Source organism: Pseudomonas muyukensis, assembly GCF_019139535.1.
In the GTDB taxonomy this organism is placed as follows: domain Bacteria; phylum Pseudomonadota; class Gammaproteobacteria; order Pseudomonadales; family Pseudomonadaceae; genus Aquipseudomonas; species Aquipseudomonas muyukensis.
In genome coordinates this window covers 2,560,218-2,580,378 of sequence record NZ_CP077073.1, presented here as the reverse complement: position 1 = coordinate 2,580,378, position 20,161 = coordinate 2,560,218, and the positions used below count along the sequence as shown (strand labels likewise).

Sequence of the window (20,161 nt, the reverse complement as noted above, 5' to 3'; positions counted from 1 at the left end):
CCATGTTCAAGTATATCGGCGACATCGTTAAGGGCACCGGCACACAGCTGCGCAGCCTGGCCATGGTGTTCTCCCACGGGTTCCGCAAGCGCGACACCCTGCAGTACCCCGAAGAACCCGTGTACCTGCCGCCGCGCTATCGCGGCCGCATCGTCCTCACCCGCGACCCCGACGGCGAGGAGCGCTGCGTGGCGTGCAACCTCTGCGCGGTGGCCTGCCCGGTCGGCTGCATCTCGTTGCAGAAGGCCGAGACCGAGGACGGTCGTTGGTACCCTGAGTTCTTCCGCATCAACTTCTCGCGCTGCATCTTCTGCGGCCTGTGCGAAGAGGCGTGCCCGACCACCGCGATCCAGCTGACTCCGGATTTCGAAATGGCCGAGTTCAAGCGTCAGGACCTGGTGTACGAGAAAGAAGATCTGCTGATCTCCGGCCCCGGCAAGAACCCTGACTACAACTTCTACCGTGTTGCGGGCATGGCGATCGCTGGCAAGCCGAAAGGCGCTGCGCAGAACGAAGCCGAGCCGATCAACGTGAAGAGCTTGCTCCCATAAGGACAGAAAGATGGAATTCGCTTTCTACTTCGCATCCGGTGTCGCCGTTGTCTCCACGCTGCGCGTGGTGACCGGCACCAACCCCGTGCACGCCCTGCTCTACCTGATCATTTCGCTGATCTCCGTGGCGATGATCTTCTTCTCCCTCGGTGCGCCGTTCGCCGGCGCCCTGGAAGTGATCGCCTATGCCGGCGCCATCATGGTGCTGTTCGTCTTCGTGGTGATGATGCTCAACCTCGGGCCGGCCTCGGTCGCCCAGGAGCGCGGCTGGCTCAAGCCAGGCATCTGGGCCGGGCCGGTCGTGCTCGCCGCCCTGCTGCTGCTCGAGCTGTTGTACGTACTGTTCGTCACCCCGACGGGCGCTGCCATCAGCGGTACCACCGTCAGCGCCAAAGAGGTCGGCATCAGCCTGTTCGGCCCTTACCTGCTGGTGGTCGAACTGGCCTCGATGCTGCTGCTCGCGGCAGCCGTCACCGCCTTCCACCTGGGCCGCAACGAGGCGAAGGAGTAAATCATGGGTGCTATCCCTCTCGAGCATGGTCTGGCGGTCGCCGGCATCCTGTTCTGCTTAGGTCTGGTCGGGCTGATGGTCCGCCGCAACATCCTCTTCGTGCTCATGAGCCTGGAAGTCATGATGAACGCCGCAGCCCTGGCGTTCATCGTCGCCGGTGCCCGTTGGGTCCAGCCCGACGGCCAGGTGATGTTCATTCTGGTGATCAGCCTGGCAGCCGCCGAGGCCAGCATTGGCCTGGCGATCCTGCTGCAGTTGTATCGCCGCTTCCACACTCTCGACATCGATGCTGCCAGTGAGATGCGCGGATGAACCTTCTCTTCCTGACTTTCGTCTTTCCCCTGATCGGCTTCCTGCTGCTGTCGTTCTCCCGCGGGCGGTTCTCGGAGAACCTGTCCGCGCTGATCGGCGTCGGCTCGGTGGGCCTCTCGGCGGCCACCGCCGCCTACGTGATCTGGCAGTTCAACGTCGCCCCGCCTGAAGGCGGCGCGTACAGCCAGCTGCTGTGGCAGTGGATGTCGGTGGACGGCTTCGCGCCGAACTTCACCCTGTACCTGGACGGCCTGTCGGTCACCATGCTCGGCGTGGTCACCGGCGTGGGCTTCCTGATCCACCTGTTCGCCTCCTGGTACATGCGTGGCGAAGCCGGTTACTCGCGCTTCTTCTCGTACACCAACCTGTTCATCGCCAGCATGCTGTTCCTGATCCTCGGCGATAACCTGCTGTTCATCTACTTCGGCTGGGAAGGCGTGGGCCTGTGCTCGTACCTGTTGATCGGTTTCTACTACAGCAACCGCAACAACGGTAACGCGGCGCTCAAGGCGTTCATCGTCACCCGTATCGGCGACGTGTTCATGGCCATCGGCCTGTTCATCCTGTTCGCCCAGCTGGGCACGCTGAATGTCCAGGAACTGCTGGTGCTGGCACCGCAGAAGTTCCAAGCCGGTGATACCTGGATGGTCCTGGCGACCCTGATGCTGCTGGGTGGCGCGGTCGGTAAATCGGCCCAGCTGCCGCTGCAGACCTGGCTGGCCGACGCGATGGCCGGCCCGACCCCGGTTTCGGCGCTGATCCACGCGGCGACCATGGTCACCGCGGGCGTGTACCTGATCGCCCGTACCAACGGCCTGTTCCTGCTGGCCCCGGACATCCTCCACCTGGTGGGTGTGGTCGGTGGCGTGACCTTGGTCCTGGCCGGCTTCGCCGCGCTGGTGCAGACCGACATCAAGCGTATCCTCGCCTACTCGACCATGAGCCAGATCGGCTACATGTTCCTGGCCCTGGGCGTCGGCGCCTGGGACGCGGCGATCTTCCACCTGATGACCCACGCCTTCTTCAAGGCCCTGCTGTTCCTTGCCTCCGGTGCGGTGATCGTTGCCTGCCACCACGAGCAGAACATCTTCAAGATGGGCGGCCTGTGGAAGAAACTGCCGCTGGCCTACGCCAGCTTCGTGGTCGGTGGCGCGGCCCTGGCGGCATTGCCGATCCTGACCGTGGGCTTCTACTCCAAGGACGAGATCCTCTGGGAAGCCTTCGCCAGCGGCAACAGCGGCCTGCTGTACGCCGGCCTGGTCGGTGCGTTCATGACCTCGCTGTACACCTTCCGCCTGATCTTCATCGCCTTCCACGGCGAAGCCAAGACCGAAGCCCACGCCGGCCACGGCATCAGCCACTGGCTGCCACTGGGTGTGCTGATCGTGCTGTCGACCTTCGTCGGCGCCTGGATCCACCCGCCACTGGCCGGCGTGCTGCCTGAAAGCGCCGGCCACGCCGGTGGCGAAGCCAAGCACTCGCTGGAAATCGCCTCGGGCGCCATCGCCATCGCCGGTATCCTGCTGTCGGCCCTGCTGTTCCTGGGCAAGCGTCGCCTGGTCAGCGCGATCGCCAACAGCGGTATCGGTCGCGTCCTGTCGGCCTGGTGGTTCGCCGCCTGGGGCTTCGACTGGATCTACGACAAGCTCTTCGTCAAACCTTACCTGCTGATCAGCCACATCCTGCGCAAGGATCCGGTTGACCGCAGCATCGGCCTCATTCCTCGCCTGGCTCGCGGCGGTCACGTCGCCATGAGCAAGACCGAGACCGGCCAGCTGCGCTGGTACACCGCCTCTATCGCCGTCGGTGCCGTACTGGTACTCGGTGCCGTGGTAGTGGCCGCGGTATGACTATGAATCTTGCGACTTTGCCAAAGGAAACCAACCCGTCATGATTTTGCCTTGGCTGATCCTGATCCCCTTCATCGGCGGCTTCCTGTGCTGGCTGGGTGAGCGCTTCGGCGCCACCCTGCCGCGCTGGATCGCGCTGCTGACCATGTCCCTGCTGCTTGGCATCGGCCTGTGGCTGTGGGCGACCGGTAACTACACCCTGGCCCCGACCCCGGGCGCCGAACCTGCCTGGGCCCTCGAATACAAGGTCGAGTGGATCAAGCGCTTCGGCATCAGCATCCACCTGGCCCTGGACGGCCTGTCGCTGCTGATGATCCTGCTCACCGGCCTGCTCGGCGTGCTGTCGGTGCTGTGCTCGTGGAAAGAGATCCAGCGCCACGTCGGCTTCTTCCACCTCAACCTGATGTGGATCCTCGGCGGCGTGGTCGGTGTGTTCCTGGCCCTGGACCTGTTCCTGTTCTTCTTCTTCTGGGAAATGATGCTGGTGCCGATGTACTTCCTCATCGCGCTCTGGGGTCACAGCTCGGCCGATGGCAAGAAGACGCGGATCTACGCGGCCACCAAGTTCTTCATCTTCACCCAGGCCAGCGGCCTGATCATGCTGGTGGCGATCCTTGGCCTGGTGCTGGTCAACTACAACAGCACCGGGGTGATCACCTTCAACTACAGCGACCTGCTCAAGGCCGAACTGCCGGCCGGCGTCGAGTACATCCTGATGCTGGGCTTCTTCATCGCCTTCGCGGTGAAGCTGCCGGTGGTGCCGTTCCACTCCTGGCTGCCTGACGCCCACGCCCAGGCACCGACCGCAGGTTCCGTGGACCTGGCCGGTATCCTGCTGAAGACCGCGGCCTACGGCCTGCTGCGCTTCGCCCTGCCGCTGTTCCCGAACGCCTCGGCCGAGTTCGCGCCGATCGCCATGACCCTGGGCCTGATCGGTATCTTCTACGGTGCCTTCCTGGCCTTCGCGCAAACCGACATCAAGCGCCTGATCGCCTTCTCCAGCGTTTCGCACATGGGCTTCGTGCTGATCGGTATCTACTCCGGCAGCCAGCAGGCCCTGCAAGGCGCGGTGATCCAGATGCTGGCCCACGGCCTGTCGGCCGCCGCGCTGTTCATCCTGTCCGGCCAGCTGTACGAGCGCCTGCACACCCGTGACATGCGCCAGATGGGCGGCCTGTGGCACCGCATCGCGTATCTTCCGGCCATCAGCCTGTTCTTCGCCGCCGCTTCGCTCGGCTTGCCGGGCACCGGCAACTTCGTCGGCGAGTTCCTGATCCTGATCGGCAGCTTCGTCCATGTACCATGGATCACCGTGATCGCCACCACCGGCCTGGTGTTCGGTTCGGTGTACTCGCTGATCATGATCCACCGCGCCTACTTCGGTCCGGCCAAGGCCGACATCGTGCTGGCCGGCATGGACAGCCGCGAGCTGATCATGGTGCTGGGCCTGGCCGGCCTGCTGATCCTGCTGGGCGTGTATCCGCAGCCGTTCCTCGACACTTCTGCCGCCACCATGAGCGGTGTGCAGCAGTGGCTCGGTTCCGCATTCACTCAACTCGCTTCGGCCCGGTAAGAGCGCTATGGAATTCACCACTCAACACTTCATCGCATTGGCGCCGATGCTGATCACCACCCTCACCACGGTGGTGGTGATGCTGGCGATCGCCTGGAAGCGCAACCACTCGCAGACCTTCCTGCTGTCGACCGTGGGCCTGAACCTGGCCCTGCTGTCGATCCTCCCGGCGCTGAAGGTCGCGCCGCTGGCGGTGACCTCGCTGGTCACCATCGACAAGTTCGCCTGCCTGTACATGGCGATCATCCTGGTGGCGACGCTGGCCTGCGTCACCCTCGCCCACGCCTACCTGGGCGAGGGCTCCAAGGGCTACCCGGGCAACCGTGAAGAGCTCTACCTGCTGCTGCTGATGTCCGCACTGGGTGGCCTGGTGCTGGTCAGCGCCAACCACCTGGCCGGCCTGTTCATCGGCCTGGAGCTGCTGTCGGTGCCGGTCTACGGCCTGGTGGCGTATGCGTTCTTCAACAAGCGCTCGCTGGAAGCCGGCATCAAGTACATGGTGCTGTCGGCCGCCGGTTCCGCCTTCCTGCTGTTCGGCATGGCCCTGCTGTACGCCGATGCCGGCAGCCTGACCTTCGACCAGATCGGCAAGGCCCTGGCCGCCACCAACATGCCAAGCCTGCTGGCCCAGCTGGGCCTGGGCATGATGCTGGTGGGCCTGGCCTTCAAGCTGTCGCTGGTGCCGTTCCACCTGTGGACCCCGGACGTGTACGAAGGCGCCCCGGCGCCGGTCGCGGCGTTCCTGGCCACCGCCAGCAAGGTCGCGGTGTTCGCCGTGGTGGTACGCCTGTTCATGCTCTCCCCTGCCGCCAGCAGCGGCGTGCTGAGCACCGTGCTGGCAGTGATCGCGGTCGCCTCGATCATCATCGGCAACCTGCTGGCGCTGACCCAGAGCAACCTCAAGCGTCTGCTCGGTTACTCGTCCATCGCCCACTTCGGCTACCTGGTCATCGCCCTGGTTGCCAGCAAGGGCCTGGCCCTGGAAGCCATGGGCGTGTACCTGGTCACCTACGTGATCACCAGCCTCGGCGCCTTCGGCGTGATCACCCTGATGTCCTCACCGTACGCCGGCCGTGACGCCGACGCCCTGTACGAGTACCGCGGCCTGTTCTGGCGCCGTCCCTACCTGACCGCGGTGCTGACCGTGATGATGCTGTCGCTGGCGGGCATTCCGCTGACCGCCGGCTTCATCGGCAAGTTCTACATCATCGCCACCGGGGTCGAGTCGCACCTGTGGTGGCTGGTCGGCGCCCTGGTGATCGGCAGCGCCATCGGCGTGTACTACTACCTGCGCGTCATGGTCACCCTGTACCTGGTCGAGCCGAACCTGCGTCGCCACGACGCCCCGCTGAAGTGGGAACAGCGCACCGGTGGCGTGATGCTGCTGGCCATCGCGATTCTCGCCTTCGTACTGGGTGTGTACCCGCAGCCGCTGCTGGAAATGGTGCAGCAGGCCGGCCTGCAACTGATCGGTTGATCGGTTCGACGGTGTGAAAGACACCCCGCCTCGGCGGGGTGTTCTTTTTTGCGCGGTTCGCCGGCAAGCCGGCGCCTGCTGGGTTTCGTCCGCCCCTCGTAGGAGCCGGCTTGCCGGCGAACCTATTACAGATCGACCACTGTGCTTCGTCTGCCCTTTGCAGCGTCAGACTCCCGCACCCGATCTGGAACCCCGTCCCCATGCGTCCCACCCTCCCCTACTCCCTGCTGGCGCTGTTCGTCGCTGGCACCACCCAGGCCGCCAACCGCGTCGAGCTCGACCAGGTACTGATCCAGGGCCAGGCCCAGTCCGAGCTCGAGAGCGCCGCCGAACGCCTGCGCGAGGTACCCGGCGCCAGCAACCTGGTGGACATGGGCCGGGTGAGCCAGGGCCGGGTGGCCAGCAACCAGGACGTGCTGGCCTATCAGCCAGGGGTATTCGCCCAGTCAGCCGGCAATGACGGCATCAAGCTGTCGATCCGCGGTTCGGGCATCAACCGCGCACCGGGCGCCCACGGCTCGGGGGTGTACACGATGTTCGACGGCCTGCCGCTGACCGGCCCCGGCGGCACGCCCTACGAGCTGTTCGAGCCGTTGTGGCTGAACCGCGCCGAAGTGCTGCGCGGCGCCAACGGCTTCGACCAGGGCTCGCTGGCCCTGGGCGGTGCGATCAACTACCTGACCCACACCGGCTACGATGCCGCGCCCCTGCAAGTGCGCTATGAAGCCGGCAGCCGCGGCTACCAGCGCCGGCACATCAGCTCCGGCCAGGTGCTGGGCAACCTTGACTACTACGTGGCGCTGACCGATGCCGAGTACGATGGCTACCAGCAACACAGCAGCGGCAGCGCCAAGGGCATCGCCGCCAACGTCGGCTACCGTTTCAACCCGAACCTGGAAACGCGCTTCTACCTGCGCTACCGGGAGACCGAGAATGACCTGGCCGGGCGCTTGACCAAGGACCAGATCAAGCATCATCCACGGGCTGCCAACCCAGCCTACCTGGCCCGCAACGATCGCCGTCCGCAACCTGGCAGCACCTGGGTCGGCAACAAGACCACCTTCTTCCTCGACGACGATTCGCGGCTGGAGGCGGGCCTGGTCTATCACGACTACCCCATGGACCTGCGCGAAGGCCCGATGCGCCTGAAGGTCGCCTACAGCGATGTCAGCGGCACGCTCAACTACCTGCGCCGCGACACTCTGTTTGGGCACGAGAGCAAGACTACCCTCGGCTGGCGCACCACCAAGCACCTGCCCAACAGTGGCGCCTCGCAGTTTTCCCGGGTCAATGACCTGACCGGCGCACGCACCCGCGATTTCAGCTACCAGGGCTCGGACACCGTGCTGCACCTGGGTAACGACCTGGAGCTGGTCCCGAACCTGTGGCTGACCACGGGCCTGGCGATGATCTACACCCGCCGCGAGAGCGACGTCACCTACCCGGCCAGTGGCGGCAAGGTCAGCCAGCATGACTGGGACTATGCGCCGCGGCTGGGCCTGCGCTACGACATCCGCCCGGACCTGCAGCTGTACGGCAACCTCAGCCGCTCGGTGGAGCCGCCGCATCCGTGGTCGCTGGTGTGGAGTGCGCCAGTCGCCAACCAGCCCATGAAGATGCACAACCAGACCGCCACCACCCTGGAGCTGGGCGCCCGTGGCGATTCGGCGGTGGGGCGTTGGGACCTGGCCTGGTACTACGCACAGGTGCGTCATGAACTGCTGAACGTGGAAGTCGTGCAAGGCCTGCCGTTCAAGGAGTTCAACGCCAGCCCCAGCGTGCACCAGGGCATCGAGGCCGGCCTCGACAGCCTGCTCTGGGAACGCCCCGGTACCGGCAAGCTGAGCCTGCGCCAAGCCTATACCTTCAGCGACTTCCATTACCGCGACGACGACAGGTTCGGCGACAACCGCCTGCCCGGCATTCCCATGCACTACTACCAGGCCGAGCTACGCTACGACTGGCCGAGCGGCTTCTACGCCGGGGTCAATACGCAGATGGCCTCCAAGGTGCAGGTGGACTACGCCAACAGCAACCACGCCGACGCCTATGCGCTGCTGGGCGCGCGCCTGGGCTGGAACTCACCCAAGCGCGACTGGCAAACCTGGCTGGACCTGCGCAACCTGACCAACCAGCGCTATGCCGCCACGGTGACGCCGGGGTATGACGACGGCGGGCGCGATGAAGCGCGCTCGACGCCGGGGGAAGGGTTTGCGGTGTATGCGGGGGTTTCCTACAGCTTGCGCTGAGGCAAGGGCATGGCGACTGCCAGGCGGCGCTGGTGCGTCAGGGTTTTTCCTGGTCGAGATGCTGTTCGCCGGCAAAGCCGGCTCCTACAAAGGCCTGCAGGAGCCGGCCTTGGCGGCGAACAGGGCGCCAGCGGCCAGCCTCCAACGCTGCAGGTGTTGATCAAGGCGTCATAAGCGGCTTGCTCACTGGCGCAGGAACTTAACGTTTACTGAGGGCCAGACGTGCCGCAAAAAGCACGAAGATCATGCCTGTTGCACGGTCCATCCACGCCACTACCTTCTCACCCCGCAATATCCCGGCCAGCGACTGGGTCGCGGCGATCAGCAGCGTCGACCATAGCAAGCCAATTGCCACATGGATGCTTACCAAGGCAAACGTCCAAGCAACCAGCGGCTGGCCCTGGGGAATGAATTGAGGCAGAAAAGAGACGTAGAAAATACCAACCTTGGGATTCAGGAGATTCCCCATCATGCCCTTCAGGAACCAGTTCTGGTTGTGCTTTGTTGCCGTGTCGATGGGCGCTAACGACTTGCGCGGACGCAAAAGCATGTTTAGCCCTAACCAGGCTAAATAGGCGGCACCACAGTACTTCAAGGCGTTGTACGCCAACTCTGAGACGGCAAGCAACGCCCCAAGACCAAAGGCGACAGCGGCGCCCCATAGCAAACAACCCGTATTGATGCCCAATGCGGCGCGAAGCGCCTGCGCCTTTCCCTCGAGGGTGGCGGTTCTCAATATCAATGCCGTGTCCAGGCCGGGTGTTAGGGTTAGCAGCGTTGCGGCGAAGGTAAACGCAATCAGGTTGTCAGCAATGGACATCGGCAGGTGACCTCGGCGAGATGTGCGGGGGTAATCAAGTTCGCAACGCTACCCCTGGGCTCTGTACGCAAACGCCTGGGACCGAAAGTCAGGCCAGGCTGTTTTCAACGCAGCATGAACGAATATCTGCCGCCAAGCTCGTCCTTTCTACCGCACCCGCCACAGCGGGTCGATCCGTGTGGTGCAAGAGCGGCTCTTCATGCCGCGCCGCATCCCCCAGCCAGGCGTCGGGGACGCTGGCCGTACGCATCGTCCCTCGGCCGTACGTGCCATTGATTTCGTCCACCATCGACATCAGCAGAACCCCGGCCTTGCTGTACAGCGGCAGCCCTGCGCCGCCGCACCCTTGGCCGAGCCGACAGGCAGGGTGCGTCATCGACACCAGCCAATGGATTTTTCAAGCCCAAGCTAATAGCATCGCGGTTTGGTTGGAAAACGATGAAAAATGCTGAATTCAATTCAAATCCTGCGGGCCCTCGCGGCATGGATAGTGGTGTTGCATCACTATATGCAAATCACCTACAACTTCACCTTGACCGATCCCCTTTCCGTAGGGCTGCACCGATACGGCGCGATTGGTGTCGACCTGTTTTTCGTCATCAGCGGGTTCGTCATCTACCTGTCCGCCACCCGACAGTCTGTCACCCCGTTGGAGTTCGCCACTCACCGCATCGCACGCATCGTCCCGGCATACTGGCTGTTCAGCGCCTTTACCGCGGCATTGCTGATCTACTGGCCTGGCATGGTTGCGCTGACTTCGTTTGAGCCAGGTTTCCTGCTCAAGAGTCTTTTCTTCATTCCAGCGTTGAACCCCTCGGGCATCGGCTACTTCCCACTCATGACCGTCGGTTGGACGCTCAACTATGAAATGGCCTTCTACGCGGTATTCTTCGGCTCGCTATGGCTGCCCAGGCCTTGGCGTATCGCGGGCTTGTTCCTGGGCATTCTGGCGCTGCGCAAGTTTCTGCCAGAACTGGGAGGCGCCTTCGAGTTCTACAAGCACAAGATCGTGTACGAGTTTCTCTTCGGCGTGCTCATCGGCATGCTCTACCAACGCGGCCTGATCAACGCGATCAAGCCATGGCTAGCCGCCGGCCTGTTGGCCACGGCGCTGTTGATCATCGCCAAGGTCGGGCAGGTTACCCACAACCCGTTCAAGTCCGGTATTCCCTGTGCGTTGATCGTGATCGCAGCCCTTTCGCAAGAAAGGCGGATGCAAAACATGACCCGGCTCAATGCACTGGGTAACTGGTCGTACTCGACCTACCTGTGCCATATCCCGATCCTCTGCCTCATGCTGGCCGTGCAGACGCACACTGGCCTGCCGCCCATGGTGACCCTGATCAGCTCGGTCGTTCTGATTGCCTTGGTCAGTGCAGCCAGTTTCAACCTGGTGGAGCGGCCGATTGCCAAATACATGAAAAAAAGGGCCTCGACACGGGTAGATCCGGTAGCACTCAATCAGTGAGCTACCCCCAAAGGGCCTAGAGGGGCATGGAATGGCGCTCGGTTTTCCCCATTTTTGCCCCATGACCTGGACTGCCCTTCTACCGGACTCGCCATAGCTGATCGATCCGCGTGGTGTAAGACCGACTCATCATCTCGCGCCGCATCCCCCAGTCAGGGGTGTCGGGGACGCTGGCCGTACGCAACGTCCCTCGGCCGTACTTGCCGTTGATTGCGTCCAGCATCGACATCAGCCGATCACAAGCAGCCGGCTGCGTCACGGCGAACAGGTCATCGCTGAACTCCCCTGGCTGCCGCAGATCCATCAGCAGCACCTCGGCCTTGCTATAGCGAAAGCCCGAGCGGTAGACCTGCACCGCCGCTTCGGTGGCCGCCCTGGTAAGCAGCAGCGTGTCGTTGGTGGGGTATGGCAGCTCGACCAAGGCGCCCTTGGAATACTTGGCTTCGTCGGGATTGAACATCCCGGTACGGATGCTGACCCGCATGCGCTTGCATACCGATCCCTGGGCGCGCAGCTTCTGCGCCGCTCGCGCCGTGTAGGTGGCCAGCGCCTGCTTGATCGGGGCCAACTCCGTCAGCCGCTTGCCAAACATCCGGCTGCAGCAGATCTCCTGCTTTGGCGGGTCCGCCTCATCCAGCTCGAGGCAAGGGGTGCCGGCGAGCTCGCGCGCGGTCTTCTCCACCACCACGCTGAACTTGTCGCGCAGCATCCGTGGGTCTGCCTTTGCCAGGTCCATGGCCGTGCGAATGCCCATCGCCTCGAGGTGCGCCGTCATCCGCCGGCCGATGCCCCATACCTCTTTCACCTGGGTGTTGCGCAGCACCCAATCGCGCTTGAAATCATCGGTGATATCGACCACCCCGCCGGTATGCGCCTGCAGGCGCTTGGCCGTGTGGTTGGCAAGCTTTGCCAGGGTCTTGGTGCGGGCGATCCCCACGCCGACGGGGATACCGGTGCAACGCAGCACCTTGGCACGCATCTCCCGGCCGAACTGGGTCAGGCTCCCCTGCACGCCCGTGAGATCTGCGAAGCATTCGTCGATCGAGTAGACCTCGGCGGCGGGCACCATCGACTCGATCAGCGACATGACCCGCTCGCTCATGTCGCCATACAGCGCATAGTTGGACGAGAACGCCACGATGCCATGCCGGCGCAGCTTCTCCCTGGCCTGGAAATAGGGCTCGCCCATCTTCACGTAGGGCTTGGCGTCATATGACCTGGCAATCACACAGCCGTCGTTGTTGCTCAGCACCACGATGGGGGTCTTGGCCAGATCTGGCCGGAACACGCGCTCGCAGCTCGCGTAGAACGCGTTGCAGTCGATCAGCGCGAACACCTGGTCACTGGGCATGGTCGCGCACGCTGTAGCGAACCACACCCCAGATGACCAGGTCGTCGCCTTCCATGACGTGCCGCGCTGGGTAGGCGGGGTTCTCCGACTGCAGGATCAGCACGCCGTCGCGCCGGTACAGGCGCTTGCACACCGGCTCGGCGTTGATCGCGGCAATCACGATATCGCCGTGCTCGGCCTCCTTGCTGCGGTCTACGATAAGAAGGTCGCCCGAGAAAATGCCAGCGCCGTGCATGCTGTCACCCTCCACCTGCACCAGGTACACGTGCGGGGCGCGCAGGTCGAACAGCTCGTCCAGGGAGATATGCCGCTCCAGGTGATCCGCCGCCGGCGAAGGGAAACCCGCCGGCACACGGAACGCATACACCGGCAGCAAGGCAGGGCCGCCGGTTGGTGTTCCCAAGAAGGTGAGAGTCATGCGGATCAATCCAAATGAATAGCTGTATATCCATACAGTTAACTGTCAGGGCGCGCCTGCGTCAACGCGCGCGTGCAGGCAACCGACGAGCGAGCGAGGTGAGCGATGTGCGGGCGGTATGCGATCTACGAAAGCATGGATGACTACCTCAAGCAGCTAGCGCTGGACCTGGTGGTGATCGACGGTTATGACCACCTGCGCATCAACCGCTACAACGTGGCGCCCTCCTCCCGGGTCGAAGTGATCCGGGCCGTGCCGGGCGGCTTGAGCGTTGACCGAGTGAAATGGGGCTGGTCGCCCCCTTGGGCGCAGGGCAAACGGCCCGATCCGATCAATGCGCGGGGCGAGACGCTGGCAACGGGCAAGTTCTTCAAGGCGCTGTGGCCGGGAGGGCGGGCGTTGGCACCGGCCAATGGCTGGTTCGAGTGGCTGCCGGACCCTGCCGATGCCAAGCGCAAGCAGCCCTATTACATTCAGGCGGCCAATGGTGCGCCACTGTTCTTTGCCGCGCTGGCGCAGGTGCATCGAAGCATCGGCCCCGATCCGCGTGACGGCTTTGTCATCGTCACGGCAGCGGCGGATCAGGGCCTGGTGGATATTCATGAGCGCAAGCCGTTGGTACTCAGCCCGGCACTGGCGCGCGAGTGGATTGACCCGGCGACCCCTGACGAGCGTGCCGCAGCACTGCTGCAAACGGGGTGTGCGCCTGCCAGGTGTTTCAAGTGGTACCCGGTGGGCAAGGCGGTAGGCAATGTGCGCAACGATGGGCCCGAGTTGATCGAAGCGCTGCAACTGCCACTGCTGGATTAGCGGCAAAAAATCAGATTTAGGCGCGTTCAAGGTGCGGCGGTTCACCTGTAGCCAGCCTTGCTGGCGAACCCGGCGACGCGCTGGCTGGCACCGGCTGCGCCGGTGTTCGCCGGCAAGGCCGGCTCCTACGCCGGTTGCGGCCTGCAATACCTGTAGGAGCCAGCCTTGCTGGCGAACCCGCCGACGCGGTGGCTGGCACCGGCTACGCCGGTGTTCGCCGGCAAGCCGGCTCCTACGCCGGTTGCGGCCTGCAATACCTGTAGGAGCCAGCCTTGCTGGCGAACCAGGCGACGCGGTGGCTGGCACCGGCTACGCCGGTGTTCGCCGGCAAGCCGGCTCCTACGCCGGTTGCGGCCTGCAATACCTGTAGGAGCCGGCTTTGCCGGCGAAGAGGCCCGAGCAGGTGTCGCGATTTTCAGGGCAAGACCCGCTTCTACCCGGGCGCAGGCCAGACCGACCCGCTGTTCTGCATCGAGCCCGGCATCCCCTGCCAGCCTGCACGGGACCAAGCCTGTTGATGAGCGCGTCGGCCAAGGCGCTGATGGATGATGCAGAGCCGGGGATGATCGGTTCGGACGAATCACGCCACGCTTGGTAAACTGGCAGCCATTCACTCTTCCCATTGCCTGCCAGCGCCCCCGCCGCCTGGCTTCGCTGAGTTCGTCCCGCACACTTATGCATTCTCAAGCCGTTACACCCACAACCCCGTGCCCCGAGCCATCCCGCCGCTTCAGCGTTGCGCCGATGATGGACTGGACCGACCGCCACTGCCGCTTCTTCCTGCGCCTGCTCTCCCAGCACGCCCTGCTCTACACCGAAATGGTCACCACCGGCGCCTTGCTGCACAACGACGCCCAGCGGTTCCTGCGCCATGACCAATCCGAGCACCCGCTGGCCCTGCAACTGGGCGGCAGCGTGCCGGCCGACCTGGCCGCCTGCGCGCGCCTGGCCGAAGCGGCTGGCTACGACGAGGTCAACCTCAACGTCGGCTGCCCCAGCGATCGGGTGCAGAACAACATGATCGGCGCCTGCCTGATGGGCCACCCGGCGCTGGTGGCCGACTGCGTCAAGGCCATGCAGGACGCCGTGAGCATTCCGGTCACGGTCAAGCACCGCATCGGCATCAACGGCCGCGACAGCTATGCCCAGCTGTGCGACTTCGTCGGCCAGGTGCGCGACGCGGGCTGCCGCAGCTTCACCGTGCATGCGCGCATCGCCATCCTCGAAGGCCTGTCGCCCAAGGAAAACCGCGAGATCCCGCCGCTGCGCTATGACGTCGCGGCGCAGCTGAAGGCCGACTTCCCCGAGCTGGAGCTGGTGCTCAACGGCGGTATCAAGACCCTCGACGAATGCCGCAACCACCTGCAGACCTTCGATGGCGTGATGCTCGGCCGCGAGGCCTACCACAACCCGTACCTGCTGGCCGAGGTGGACCAGCAGCTGTTCGCCAGCACGGCGCCGGTAGTCAGCCGCGCCGAGGCCATGGAGAAACTGCGCCCATATATCGTCGCGCACCTGCAAAGCGGCGGCGCGATGCATCACGTTACCCGGCATATCCTCGGCCTGGGCCAGGGCTTCCCGGGGGCGCGGCGCTTCCGCCAGTTGCTGTCGGCGGATATCCACAAGGCCAGCGAGCCGCTGCAGGTGCTGGACCAGGCCGCCGAGCTGCTGCAAGGGCGCTGAGGGAACCTGGGGCAGGGTTGGCACTCGAAGGGAGAGCCTTTCGGCAGGCCCGGCGTTAGCCGGGGCTGCTTTGCAGCCCATCGCGGGGCGCGTTGCCTGCGGGGGCTTTCCCGATCCGCCTGCGACGGGCCTTGAGTGGCCGTCGGGGCTCGGGTAATGTCGAGTCATTGCACAGGACAGAGCACGCCCATGACCTCCAAGCTGGAACAACTCAAGCAGTTCACCACCGTGGTTGCCGACACCGGCGACCTCGACGCCATCACCCGCCTCAAGCCGGTCGACGCCACCACCAACCCTTCGCTGCTGCTCAAGGCAGCGGCCATCCCGGGTTACGCCGACCTGCTCAAGCAGGTCAAGGCCGACGCCAAGGGCAATGTCGACCTGGCCTGCGACAAGTTCGCCGTGGCGGTGGGTTCGGGCATTCTCAAGGTCATCCCGGGGCGCATCTCCACCGAGGTGGACGCACGGTTGTCGTTCGACGAACCGGCGCTGCTGAAAAAAGCCCGCCAGCTGATCGAGCTGTACGACGCCGCAGGCATCAAGCGCGACCGCGTGCTGATCAAGCTGGCGTCCACCTGGGAAGGTATCCGCGCCGCCGAGCAGCTGGAAAAGGAAGGCATCCAGACCAACCTGACCCTGCTGTTCTCCTTCGCCCAGGCCCAGGCCTGTGCCGACGCCGGGGTGTTCCTGATCTCGCCGTTCGTGGGGCGCATCTACGACTGGTACAAGAAGAGCACCGGCAAGGACTACGTCGGCGCCGAGGATCCGGGCGTGCAGTCGGTCACCCGCATCTACGACTACTACAAGACCAACGGCTACGACACCGTGGTCATGGGCGCAAGCTTCCGCAACATCGGCCAGATCGAACAACTGGCCGGCTGTGACCGCCTGACCATCAGCCCCGAGCTGTTGCAGCAACTGGCCGACGACCAGGGCGCGCTGCCGCGTATCCTCACCCCGGGCAATGCCGGCGAGGCCAAGCAGGTGCTAGGCGAAAGCCAGTTCCGCTGGGCGATGAACGAGGACGCCATGGCCACCGAGAAACTGGCCGAGGGCATCCGCCAGTTCGCTCGGGACCAAGAGAAGCTGGAAGCGTTGATGGCTGGCTGACAAAGCCTGATACATCTTCGGCTTGATCGACGGGCGGTAAATGCACAGCATTTTCCGCCCGTTTTTCGTTGGGGGGCCCGCAACGCCATCGCCGGGCAAGCCCGCTTCCACAATGAATACGCCACAATCCCCATAACCTGTGGGAGCGGGCTTGCCCCGCGATAGCGTCATACCAGACAACGCCGAGCCTTAGATGATCCCCAGCGCCACCCTCCCCCTTGTCCTTGCCGGCCCCCTACTGCGCCGCCTGGAGCCGCAGCGCCTGGCGATCTGGCTGGTCGGCTCGCAACCGCTGCAAGCCGAATTTCTCCTGGATCAGGCCGGCATCGGCGCCACGACGCGCTGCCAGGTGATCGCTGTGGGTACGCAGGCCTTTATCCACCTGCTGGACATCCACTTCGATCAGCCGCTACCCAGCGACGTGGCCCTCGAATACGACCTGCGCCTGGCCAACGGCCAGGGCATCGCCGACTGGGCCCCGCACCTGCTCTACCCTGGGGCCAGCCGCCCGAGCTTCGTGTTGCGCGAACGCCTCGACCAGGTGCTCCACGGCTCCTGCCGCAAGCCTCATCACCCGGCCGCCGACGGCCTGCTGTGCGCCGACCGCCTGCTCGCGGCCAGCCCAGCCCCCGCAGAGCGCCCCGCCGTGCTGTTGATGAGCGGCGACCAGGTCTATGCCGACGATGTCGCCGGCCCCATGCTGCGCGCCATCCACCGGCTGATCGAGCGCCTGGGGCTGTTCGACGAGGCCCTGGACGGGGCCTTGGTCGACAGTGGCGCGGCGCTGTATCGCCACCCGGCCTGCTACTACCACCGCGCCGACCTGCTGCCGGCCCAGGAAGGCAACGAGACCCTGCGCGAGCGCTTCTTCGGCGGCAAGCGCAAGCCGATCTTCTCCTCCAGCAACGCCGACAACCACCTGGTGACCTTCGCCGAGGTGATGGCCATGTACCTGCTGGTGTGGTCGCCGCAACCCTGGGCATTGGTGAGCATGGACATGCCCCCCGGCCTGACCGCCCAGCGCCAGGCCCGCTACCGCGCCGAGCAGCCGCTCGTCGCGGGCTTCGCCGAGGGCCTGGGCCAGGTAGCGCGGGTCATGGCCCACCTGCCCTGCCTGATGATCTTCGACGACCACGACATCACCGACGACTGGAACCTGTCGGCGCAGTGGGAACAGACCGCCTATGGCCATCCGTTCTCACGGCGTATCATCGGCAACGCCCTGCTCGGCTACCTGCTGTGCCAGGGCTGGGGCAACGACCCGGACGGCTGCGCGCCGCTGGTCGAGCAATGCCTCAAGTTGAGCGATGAGCGGGACGCGCTGATCGGCGAACTCCTGCGTTTCCAGGGCTGGCAATACGCACTGCCGAGCAACCCGCCACTGCTGGTGCTGGATACCCGCACCCGCCGCTGGCGCAGCGAGAGCAACCTGGCCAAGCCCTCGGGCCTGCTCGACTGGGAAGCGCTGAGCGAACTGCAGCAGGCGCTGCTGGACCACCCTTCGGCGGTCATCGTGTCACCGGCGCCGATCTTCGGGGTCAAGCTGATCGAGACCGTCCAGCGGCTGTTCAGCGCCCTGGGCTATCCGCTGCTGGTGGATGCGGAGAACTGGATGGCCCATCGCGGCGCGGCGCAGGTGATCCTCAACATTTTCCGCCATTCGCGCACGCCGGGGCACTACGTGGTGCTGTCCGGCGACGTGCACTACTCGTTCGTCTACCAGGTGCTGATCCGCCATCGCCAGCGCAGCCCGCACTTGTGGCAGGTGACCAGCAGCGGCATCAAGAACGAGTTTCCGCGGCGCCTGCTGGATGTGCTCGACCGGCTCAACCGCTGGCTGTATTCGCCGCGCTCGCCGCTGAACTGGTTTACCAAGCGTCGGGAGATGGAGGTGGTGCCGCGCATACCGAGCCGCAGCAAGGCCGGGGAGCGCCTGTGGAACAGCGCGGGGCTGGGGCAGGTGTTCTTCGATGAGCAGGGGCGACCGGCGCGGGTGTATCAGCTCAATGCCGATGGTTCGCCGGCGACGGCGTTTATCCAGGATTGACGCTATCGCGGGGCAAGCCCGCACCGACGATGAATGCAATCGTTCCTGCAGGCTTGCCCGGCGATGGCGTCGGCAGGGTCAGGAGCGTTCCAGCGCATGCACCAGGTCATGGAAGGCTTCGCGGTTGGAGTCGTTCAAGCCCATGAGGATCTTGTGCGCCTCCAGCACCTTGGAGCGCACCACGCTTTCGTCCTGGTCCTGCGAGGGCAGGTCGGTCAGGCACTCCGGGCACGGCACCGGGCGGTCGACGATGTTGAACACCTGGTCGAAGCCCATGGACTGCAGCAGGCGGGAGATGTCGGGGTTGGTGGTCACCACGGTCGGCAGCAGGCCGACCTTCTGCCGGGACAGGATCGACAGCTTGGCCAGCAGGCCCAGGGTGGTGCTGTCGATGCTCTCGGTTTCGGTCAGGTCGATGACGATGGCCGAGAAGTTCAGCGCGGTGAAGATCTTCTCGATCGTCGCATCCAGCGCCGAACACAGGGTCAGGCGCACTTCACCGACAAACTTCAGAACGAAGGTCCCGCTTTGTTCGGCGAACTGGATTCTACCGGTACTCATTCAAGGTTCCTGCTCAACACCAATAGGGCGATATCATCCGGCATCTCCCCAAGCGTAGCCAATTCGAATCGTTGGCGCAGCCCCTCCAGGCTACCCCCCGCTGCCTTGACGATTTCCGGCAAGGTCGCTTCCTTATCTTTGAGTGTGTGCCCCGGCAAAAGGTCCAGAATGCCATCGGACATCAAGGTCAGGCTGAACTGCGGCGGCAGCTCCAGCACCTGGTCCTGGTAGCTGGCCTCGTCGAACAGCCCGACCGGCAAGCCGCGGCCTTCGAGGTAGCGGGCCTGGCCCGGGGTGTACAGCACCGGCAGCGGCAAGTGGCCGCCGACGCTGTAGGTGAGCAGGCCGGTGTCCTCGTCGATGACGCCACCGACCATGGTCACATGCTTGCCCAGCTTGCAGTTGATCAGCCCGCGGTTGATGTGGCTGAGCACCTGCGATGGCTTGAACTCGCGCATCTTGCCGCTGCGCTTGAATTCGAACAGCAGCCGCGTGGTCATGAACTTGAGCAGCACCGTGACGAACGCCGACGAAGCGCCGTGGCCGGACACGTCCGCCAGGTAGAAGGCGATGCGCCGCTCGTCCACGCGGAAATAATCGGCAAAGTCGCCCGACAGGTACAGCGACGGGATGATCTGGTGCTCGAAGGCGAACTCACCGGCCAGCCAAGGGTTTTCCGGCAGCATGTTCATCTGCACCTGGCGTCCGGCGGTCTGGTCCTCCTGCAGCAGGTGCAGGCTGGCTTCCAGTTCGCGGTTGGCGGCCTCGAGCTTGTCGCGGTAGCGCTGGTTTTCCAGGACCAGGCGCGCGCGGTCGAGCGCGCGGCGCACCGAATGCTCGAGCACGGCGAGGTCTTCCAGGGGCTTGATCAGGTAATCCGCCGCGCCCAGGCGCAAGGCCTCGACCGCATCGCTCATGACCCCGGCACCGGACACCACGATCACCGGCAACTGCGGGGCCAGCTCGCTGATCCGGCGGATCAGCTCGAGGCCGCCCATCTGCGGCATGCGCAGGTCGCAGATCACGAGGTCGGGCTGGTGTGCTTCGAAGACCTGGAGCCCCTGCTGGCCGTTGCCGGCCTGGAGGACGCTGAAACCGCTGTCTTCCAGATAGGCGGCGAGGCTGGCACGGACCACGTCGTCGTCATCGATGATCAGCAGCGTTGCACTGGGTTTCTGCATGTGGGCGAACGGCGCCAGATTTGGGTTGGCGTAGCGGCTGCGGAACGACCGACAGACGGCTACTGGAATGCTCTCTAGCCACTCTCTATCTGAGTTGTAGGACAAGAAGACTGGTCCGGCAAATAGTGAGGTGCCCTGTAAGGCGCTGACGGTACTCCCATCCGCCTGGCGTTTCAAGCATGGGCAGGT

18 protein-coding genes and 1 pseudogene are annotated in these 20,161 nt (G+C 64.5%); 13 read left to right on the top strand and 6 right to left on the bottom strand.

Going from position 1 to position 20,161, the window contains the following annotated elements; translation table 11 throughout:
* The first annotated feature begins 2 nt into the window (after positions 1-2).
* The 7 genes from nuoI to KSS95_RS11550 all read left to right on the top strand — a co-directional run bounded on the left by nuoI (position 3) and on the right by KSS95_RS11550 (position 8,523).
* Entirely contained in the window at positions 3-551 is a 549-nt protein-coding gene (gene nuoI / locus KSS95_RS11580) for an NADH-quinone oxidoreductase subunit NuoI (RefSeq protein WP_016488223.1), read from the top strand.
* A gap of 10 nt (positions 552-561) precedes the next feature.
* Entirely contained in the window at positions 562-1,062 is a 501-nt protein-coding gene (gene nuoJ, locus KSS95_RS11575) for an NADH-quinone oxidoreductase subunit J (protein WP_217853771.1), read from the top strand.
* A gap of 3 nt (positions 1,063-1,065) precedes the next feature.
* Positions 1,066-1,374 carry an NADH-quinone oxidoreductase subunit NuoK gene (gene nuoK, locus KSS95_RS11570; protein WP_023631349.1) on the top strand — a complete coding sequence of 103 codons (309 nt, stop codon included), beginning with the start codon at positions 1,066-1,068 and terminating at the stop codon, positions 1,372-1,374.
* Positions 1,371-3,224 (top strand): NADH-quinone oxidoreductase subunit L, encoded by a 1,854-nt coding sequence (gene nuoL, locus KSS95_RS11565; RefSeq protein WP_217853770.1) that lies wholly within the window; start codon positions 1,371-1,373, stop codon positions 3,222-3,224. The genes nuoK and nuoL overlap by 4 nt, the downstream gene beginning before the upstream one ends.
* Positions 3,225-3,264: 40 nt before the next feature.
* Entirely contained in the window at positions 3,265-4,797 is a 1,533-nt protein-coding gene (nuoM, locus tag KSS95_RS11560; RefSeq protein ID WP_217853769.1) for an NADH-quinone oxidoreductase subunit M, read from the top strand.
* A gap of 7 nt (positions 4,798-4,804) precedes the next feature.
* Positions 4,805-6,274, top strand: coding sequence for an NADH-quinone oxidoreductase subunit NuoN (nuoN, locus tag KSS95_RS11555; RefSeq protein WP_217853768.1), 1,470 nt, complete (start codon positions 4,805-4,807; stop codon positions 6,272-6,274).
* Positions 6,275-6,474: 200 nt separating this feature from the next.
* Positions 6,475-8,523: a TonB-dependent receptor family protein gene (locus tag KSS95_RS11550; protein WP_217853767.1), complete on the top strand. Its 2,049-nt coding sequence runs from the start codon at positions 6,475-6,477 to the stop codon at positions 8,521-8,523.
* A 199-nt stretch (positions 8,524-8,722) separates the two neighbouring features.
* Here KSS95_RS11550 and KSS95_RS11545 read toward each other — a convergent pair whose 3' ends face one another.
* Both KSS95_RS11545 and KSS95_RS24565 read right to left on the bottom strand, forming a co-directional pair.
* Positions 8,723-9,343 carry a LysE family translocator gene (locus KSS95_RS11545; protein WP_217853766.1) on the bottom strand — a complete coding sequence of 207 codons (621 nt, stop codon included), beginning with the start codon at positions 9,341-9,343 and terminating at the stop codon, positions 8,723-8,725.
* A gap of 147 nt (positions 9,344-9,490) precedes the next feature.
* A complete protein-coding gene (locus KSS95_RS24565; protein ID WP_225935585.1) occupies positions 9,491-9,556 on the bottom strand; it encodes a hypothetical protein in 66 nt (21 codons plus the stop codon).
* Positions 9,557-9,788: 232 nt separating this feature from the next.
* Here KSS95_RS24565 and KSS95_RS11535 point away from each other — a divergent pair, with 232 nt between their 5' ends.
* A complete protein-coding gene (locus KSS95_RS11535) occupies positions 9,789-10,811 on the top strand; it encodes an acyltransferase family protein (protein ID WP_217853765.1) in 1,023 nt (340 codons plus the stop codon).
* A 79-nt stretch (positions 10,812-10,890) separates the two neighbouring features.
* Here the strand turns inward: KSS95_RS11535 and umuC are convergent, their stop codons facing one another.
* Complete coding sequence (gene umuC, locus KSS95_RS11530) at positions 10,891-12,162, bottom strand: translesion error-prone DNA polymerase V subunit UmuC (RefSeq protein ID WP_217853764.1); 1,272 nt, start codon at positions 12,160-12,162, stop codon at positions 10,891-10,893.
* Positions 12,152-12,580: a LexA family protein gene (locus tag KSS95_RS11525; protein WP_217853763.1), complete on the bottom strand. Its 429-nt coding sequence runs from the start codon at positions 12,578-12,580 to the stop codon at positions 12,152-12,154. The genes umuC and KSS95_RS11525 overlap by 11 nt, the downstream gene beginning before the upstream one ends.
* A gap of 105 nt (positions 12,581-12,685) precedes the next feature.
* On the opposite strand from KSS95_RS11525, the gene KSS95_RS11520 reads away from it, so the two are divergent.
* The 5 genes and pseudogenes from KSS95_RS11520 (at position 12,686) to KSS95_RS11505 (ending at position 18,230) form a co-directional block, all read left to right on the top strand.
* Positions 12,686-13,390: an SOS response-associated peptidase gene (locus KSS95_RS11520; protein ID WP_217853762.1), complete on the top strand. Its 705-nt coding sequence runs from the start codon at positions 12,686-12,688 to the stop codon at positions 13,388-13,390.
* A gap of 419 nt (positions 13,391-13,809) precedes the next feature.
* A pseudogene (locus KSS95_RS24815) lies at positions 13,810-13,902 on the top strand (DUF3077 domain-containing protein); the annotation flags it as partial.
* Positions 13,903-14,065: 163 nt separating this feature from the next.
* A complete protein-coding gene (gene dusA, locus KSS95_RS11515; protein ID WP_217853761.1) occupies positions 14,066-15,073 on the top strand; it encodes a tRNA dihydrouridine(20/20a) synthase DusA in 1,008 nt (335 codons plus the stop codon).
* Positions 15,074-15,262: 189 nt separating this feature from the next.
* Positions 15,263-16,183: a transaldolase gene (gene tal, locus KSS95_RS11510; protein ID WP_217853760.1), complete on the top strand. Its 921-nt coding sequence runs from the start codon at positions 15,263-15,265 to the stop codon at positions 16,181-16,183.
* Between the two features lie 193 nt (positions 16,184-16,376).
* Complete coding sequence (locus KSS95_RS11505; RefSeq protein WP_217853759.1) at positions 16,377-18,230, top strand: alkaline phosphatase D family protein; 1,854 nt, start codon at positions 16,377-16,379, stop codon at positions 18,228-18,230.
* 78 nt (positions 18,231-18,308) lie between these two features.
* Here the strand turns inward: KSS95_RS11505 and rssC are convergent, their stop codons facing one another.
* Together rssC and rssB are read right to left on the bottom strand one after the other, a co-directional pair.
* A complete protein-coding gene (gene rssC / locus KSS95_RS11500) occupies positions 18,309-18,791 on the bottom strand; it encodes an anti-sigma factor antagonist RssC (protein WP_134691725.1) in 483 nt (160 codons plus the stop codon).
* Complete coding sequence (gene rssB, locus KSS95_RS11495) at positions 18,788-19,972, bottom strand: two-component system response regulator RssB (RefSeq protein WP_217853758.1); 1,185 nt, start codon at positions 19,970-19,972, stop codon at positions 18,788-18,790. The genes rssC and rssB overlap by 4 nt, the downstream gene beginning before the upstream one ends.
* Between the last annotated feature and the right edge of the window lie 189 nt (positions 19,973-20,161).

Coding starts and splice junctions, on each gene's coding strand:
- KSS95_RS11535 (WP_217853765.1), top strand. CDS start 9,789: ATGCTGAATTCAATTCAAATCCTGCGGGCCCTCGCGGCATGGATAGTG.
- nuoN (WP_217853768.1), top strand. CDS start 4,805: ATGGAATTCACCACTCAACACTTCATCGCATTGGCGCCGATGCTGATC.
- nuoJ (WP_217853771.1), top strand. CDS start 562: ATGGAATTCGCTTTCTACTTCGCATCCGGTGTCGCCGTTGTCTCCACG.
- nuoL (WP_217853770.1), top strand. CDS start 1,371: ATGAACCTTCTCTTCCTGACTTTCGTCTTTCCCCTGATCGGCTTCCTG.
- KSS95_RS11545 (WP_217853766.1), bottom strand. CDS start 9,343: ATGTCCATTGCTGACAACCTGATTGCGTTTACCTTCGCCGCAACGCTG.
- rssC (WP_134691725.1), bottom strand. CDS start 18,791: ATGAGTACCGGTAGAATCCAGTTCGCCGAACAAAGCGGGACCTTCGTT.
- rssB (WP_217853758.1), bottom strand. CDS start 19,972: ATGCAGAAACCCAGTGCAACGCTGCTGATCATCGATGACGACGACGTG.
- tal (WP_217853760.1), top strand. CDS start 15,263: ATGACCTCCAAGCTGGAACAACTCAAGCAGTTCACCACCGTGGTTGCC.
- dusA (WP_217853761.1), top strand. CDS start 14,066: ATGCATTCTCAAGCCGTTACACCCACAACCCCGTGCCCCGAGCCATCC.
- KSS95_RS11550 (WP_217853767.1), top strand. CDS start 6,475: ATGCGTCCCACCCTCCCCTACTCCCTGCTGGCGCTGTTCGTCGCTGGC.
- KSS95_RS11525 (WP_217853763.1), bottom strand. CDS start 12,580: ATGACTCTCACCTTCTTGGGAACACCAACCGGCGGCCCTGCCTTGCTG.
- umuC (WP_217853764.1), bottom strand. CDS start 12,162: ATGCCCAGTGACCAGGTGTTCGCGCTGATCGACTGCAACGCGTTCTAC.
- nuoM (WP_217853769.1), top strand. CDS start 3,265: ATGATTTTGCCTTGGCTGATCCTGATCCCCTTCATCGGCGGCTTCCTG.
- KSS95_RS11505 (WP_217853759.1), top strand. CDS start 16,377: ATGATCCCCAGCGCCACCCTCCCCCTTGTCCTTGCCGGCCCCCTACTG.
- nuoI (WP_016488223.1), top strand. CDS start 3: ATGTTCAAGTATATCGGCGACATCGTTAAGGGCACCGGCACACAGCTG.
- nuoK (WP_023631349.1), top strand. CDS start 1,066: ATGGGTGCTATCCCTCTCGAGCATGGTCTGGCGGTCGCCGGCATCCTG.
- KSS95_RS11520 (WP_217853762.1), top strand. CDS start 12,686: ATGTGCGGGCGGTATGCGATCTACGAAAGCATGGATGACTACCTCAAG.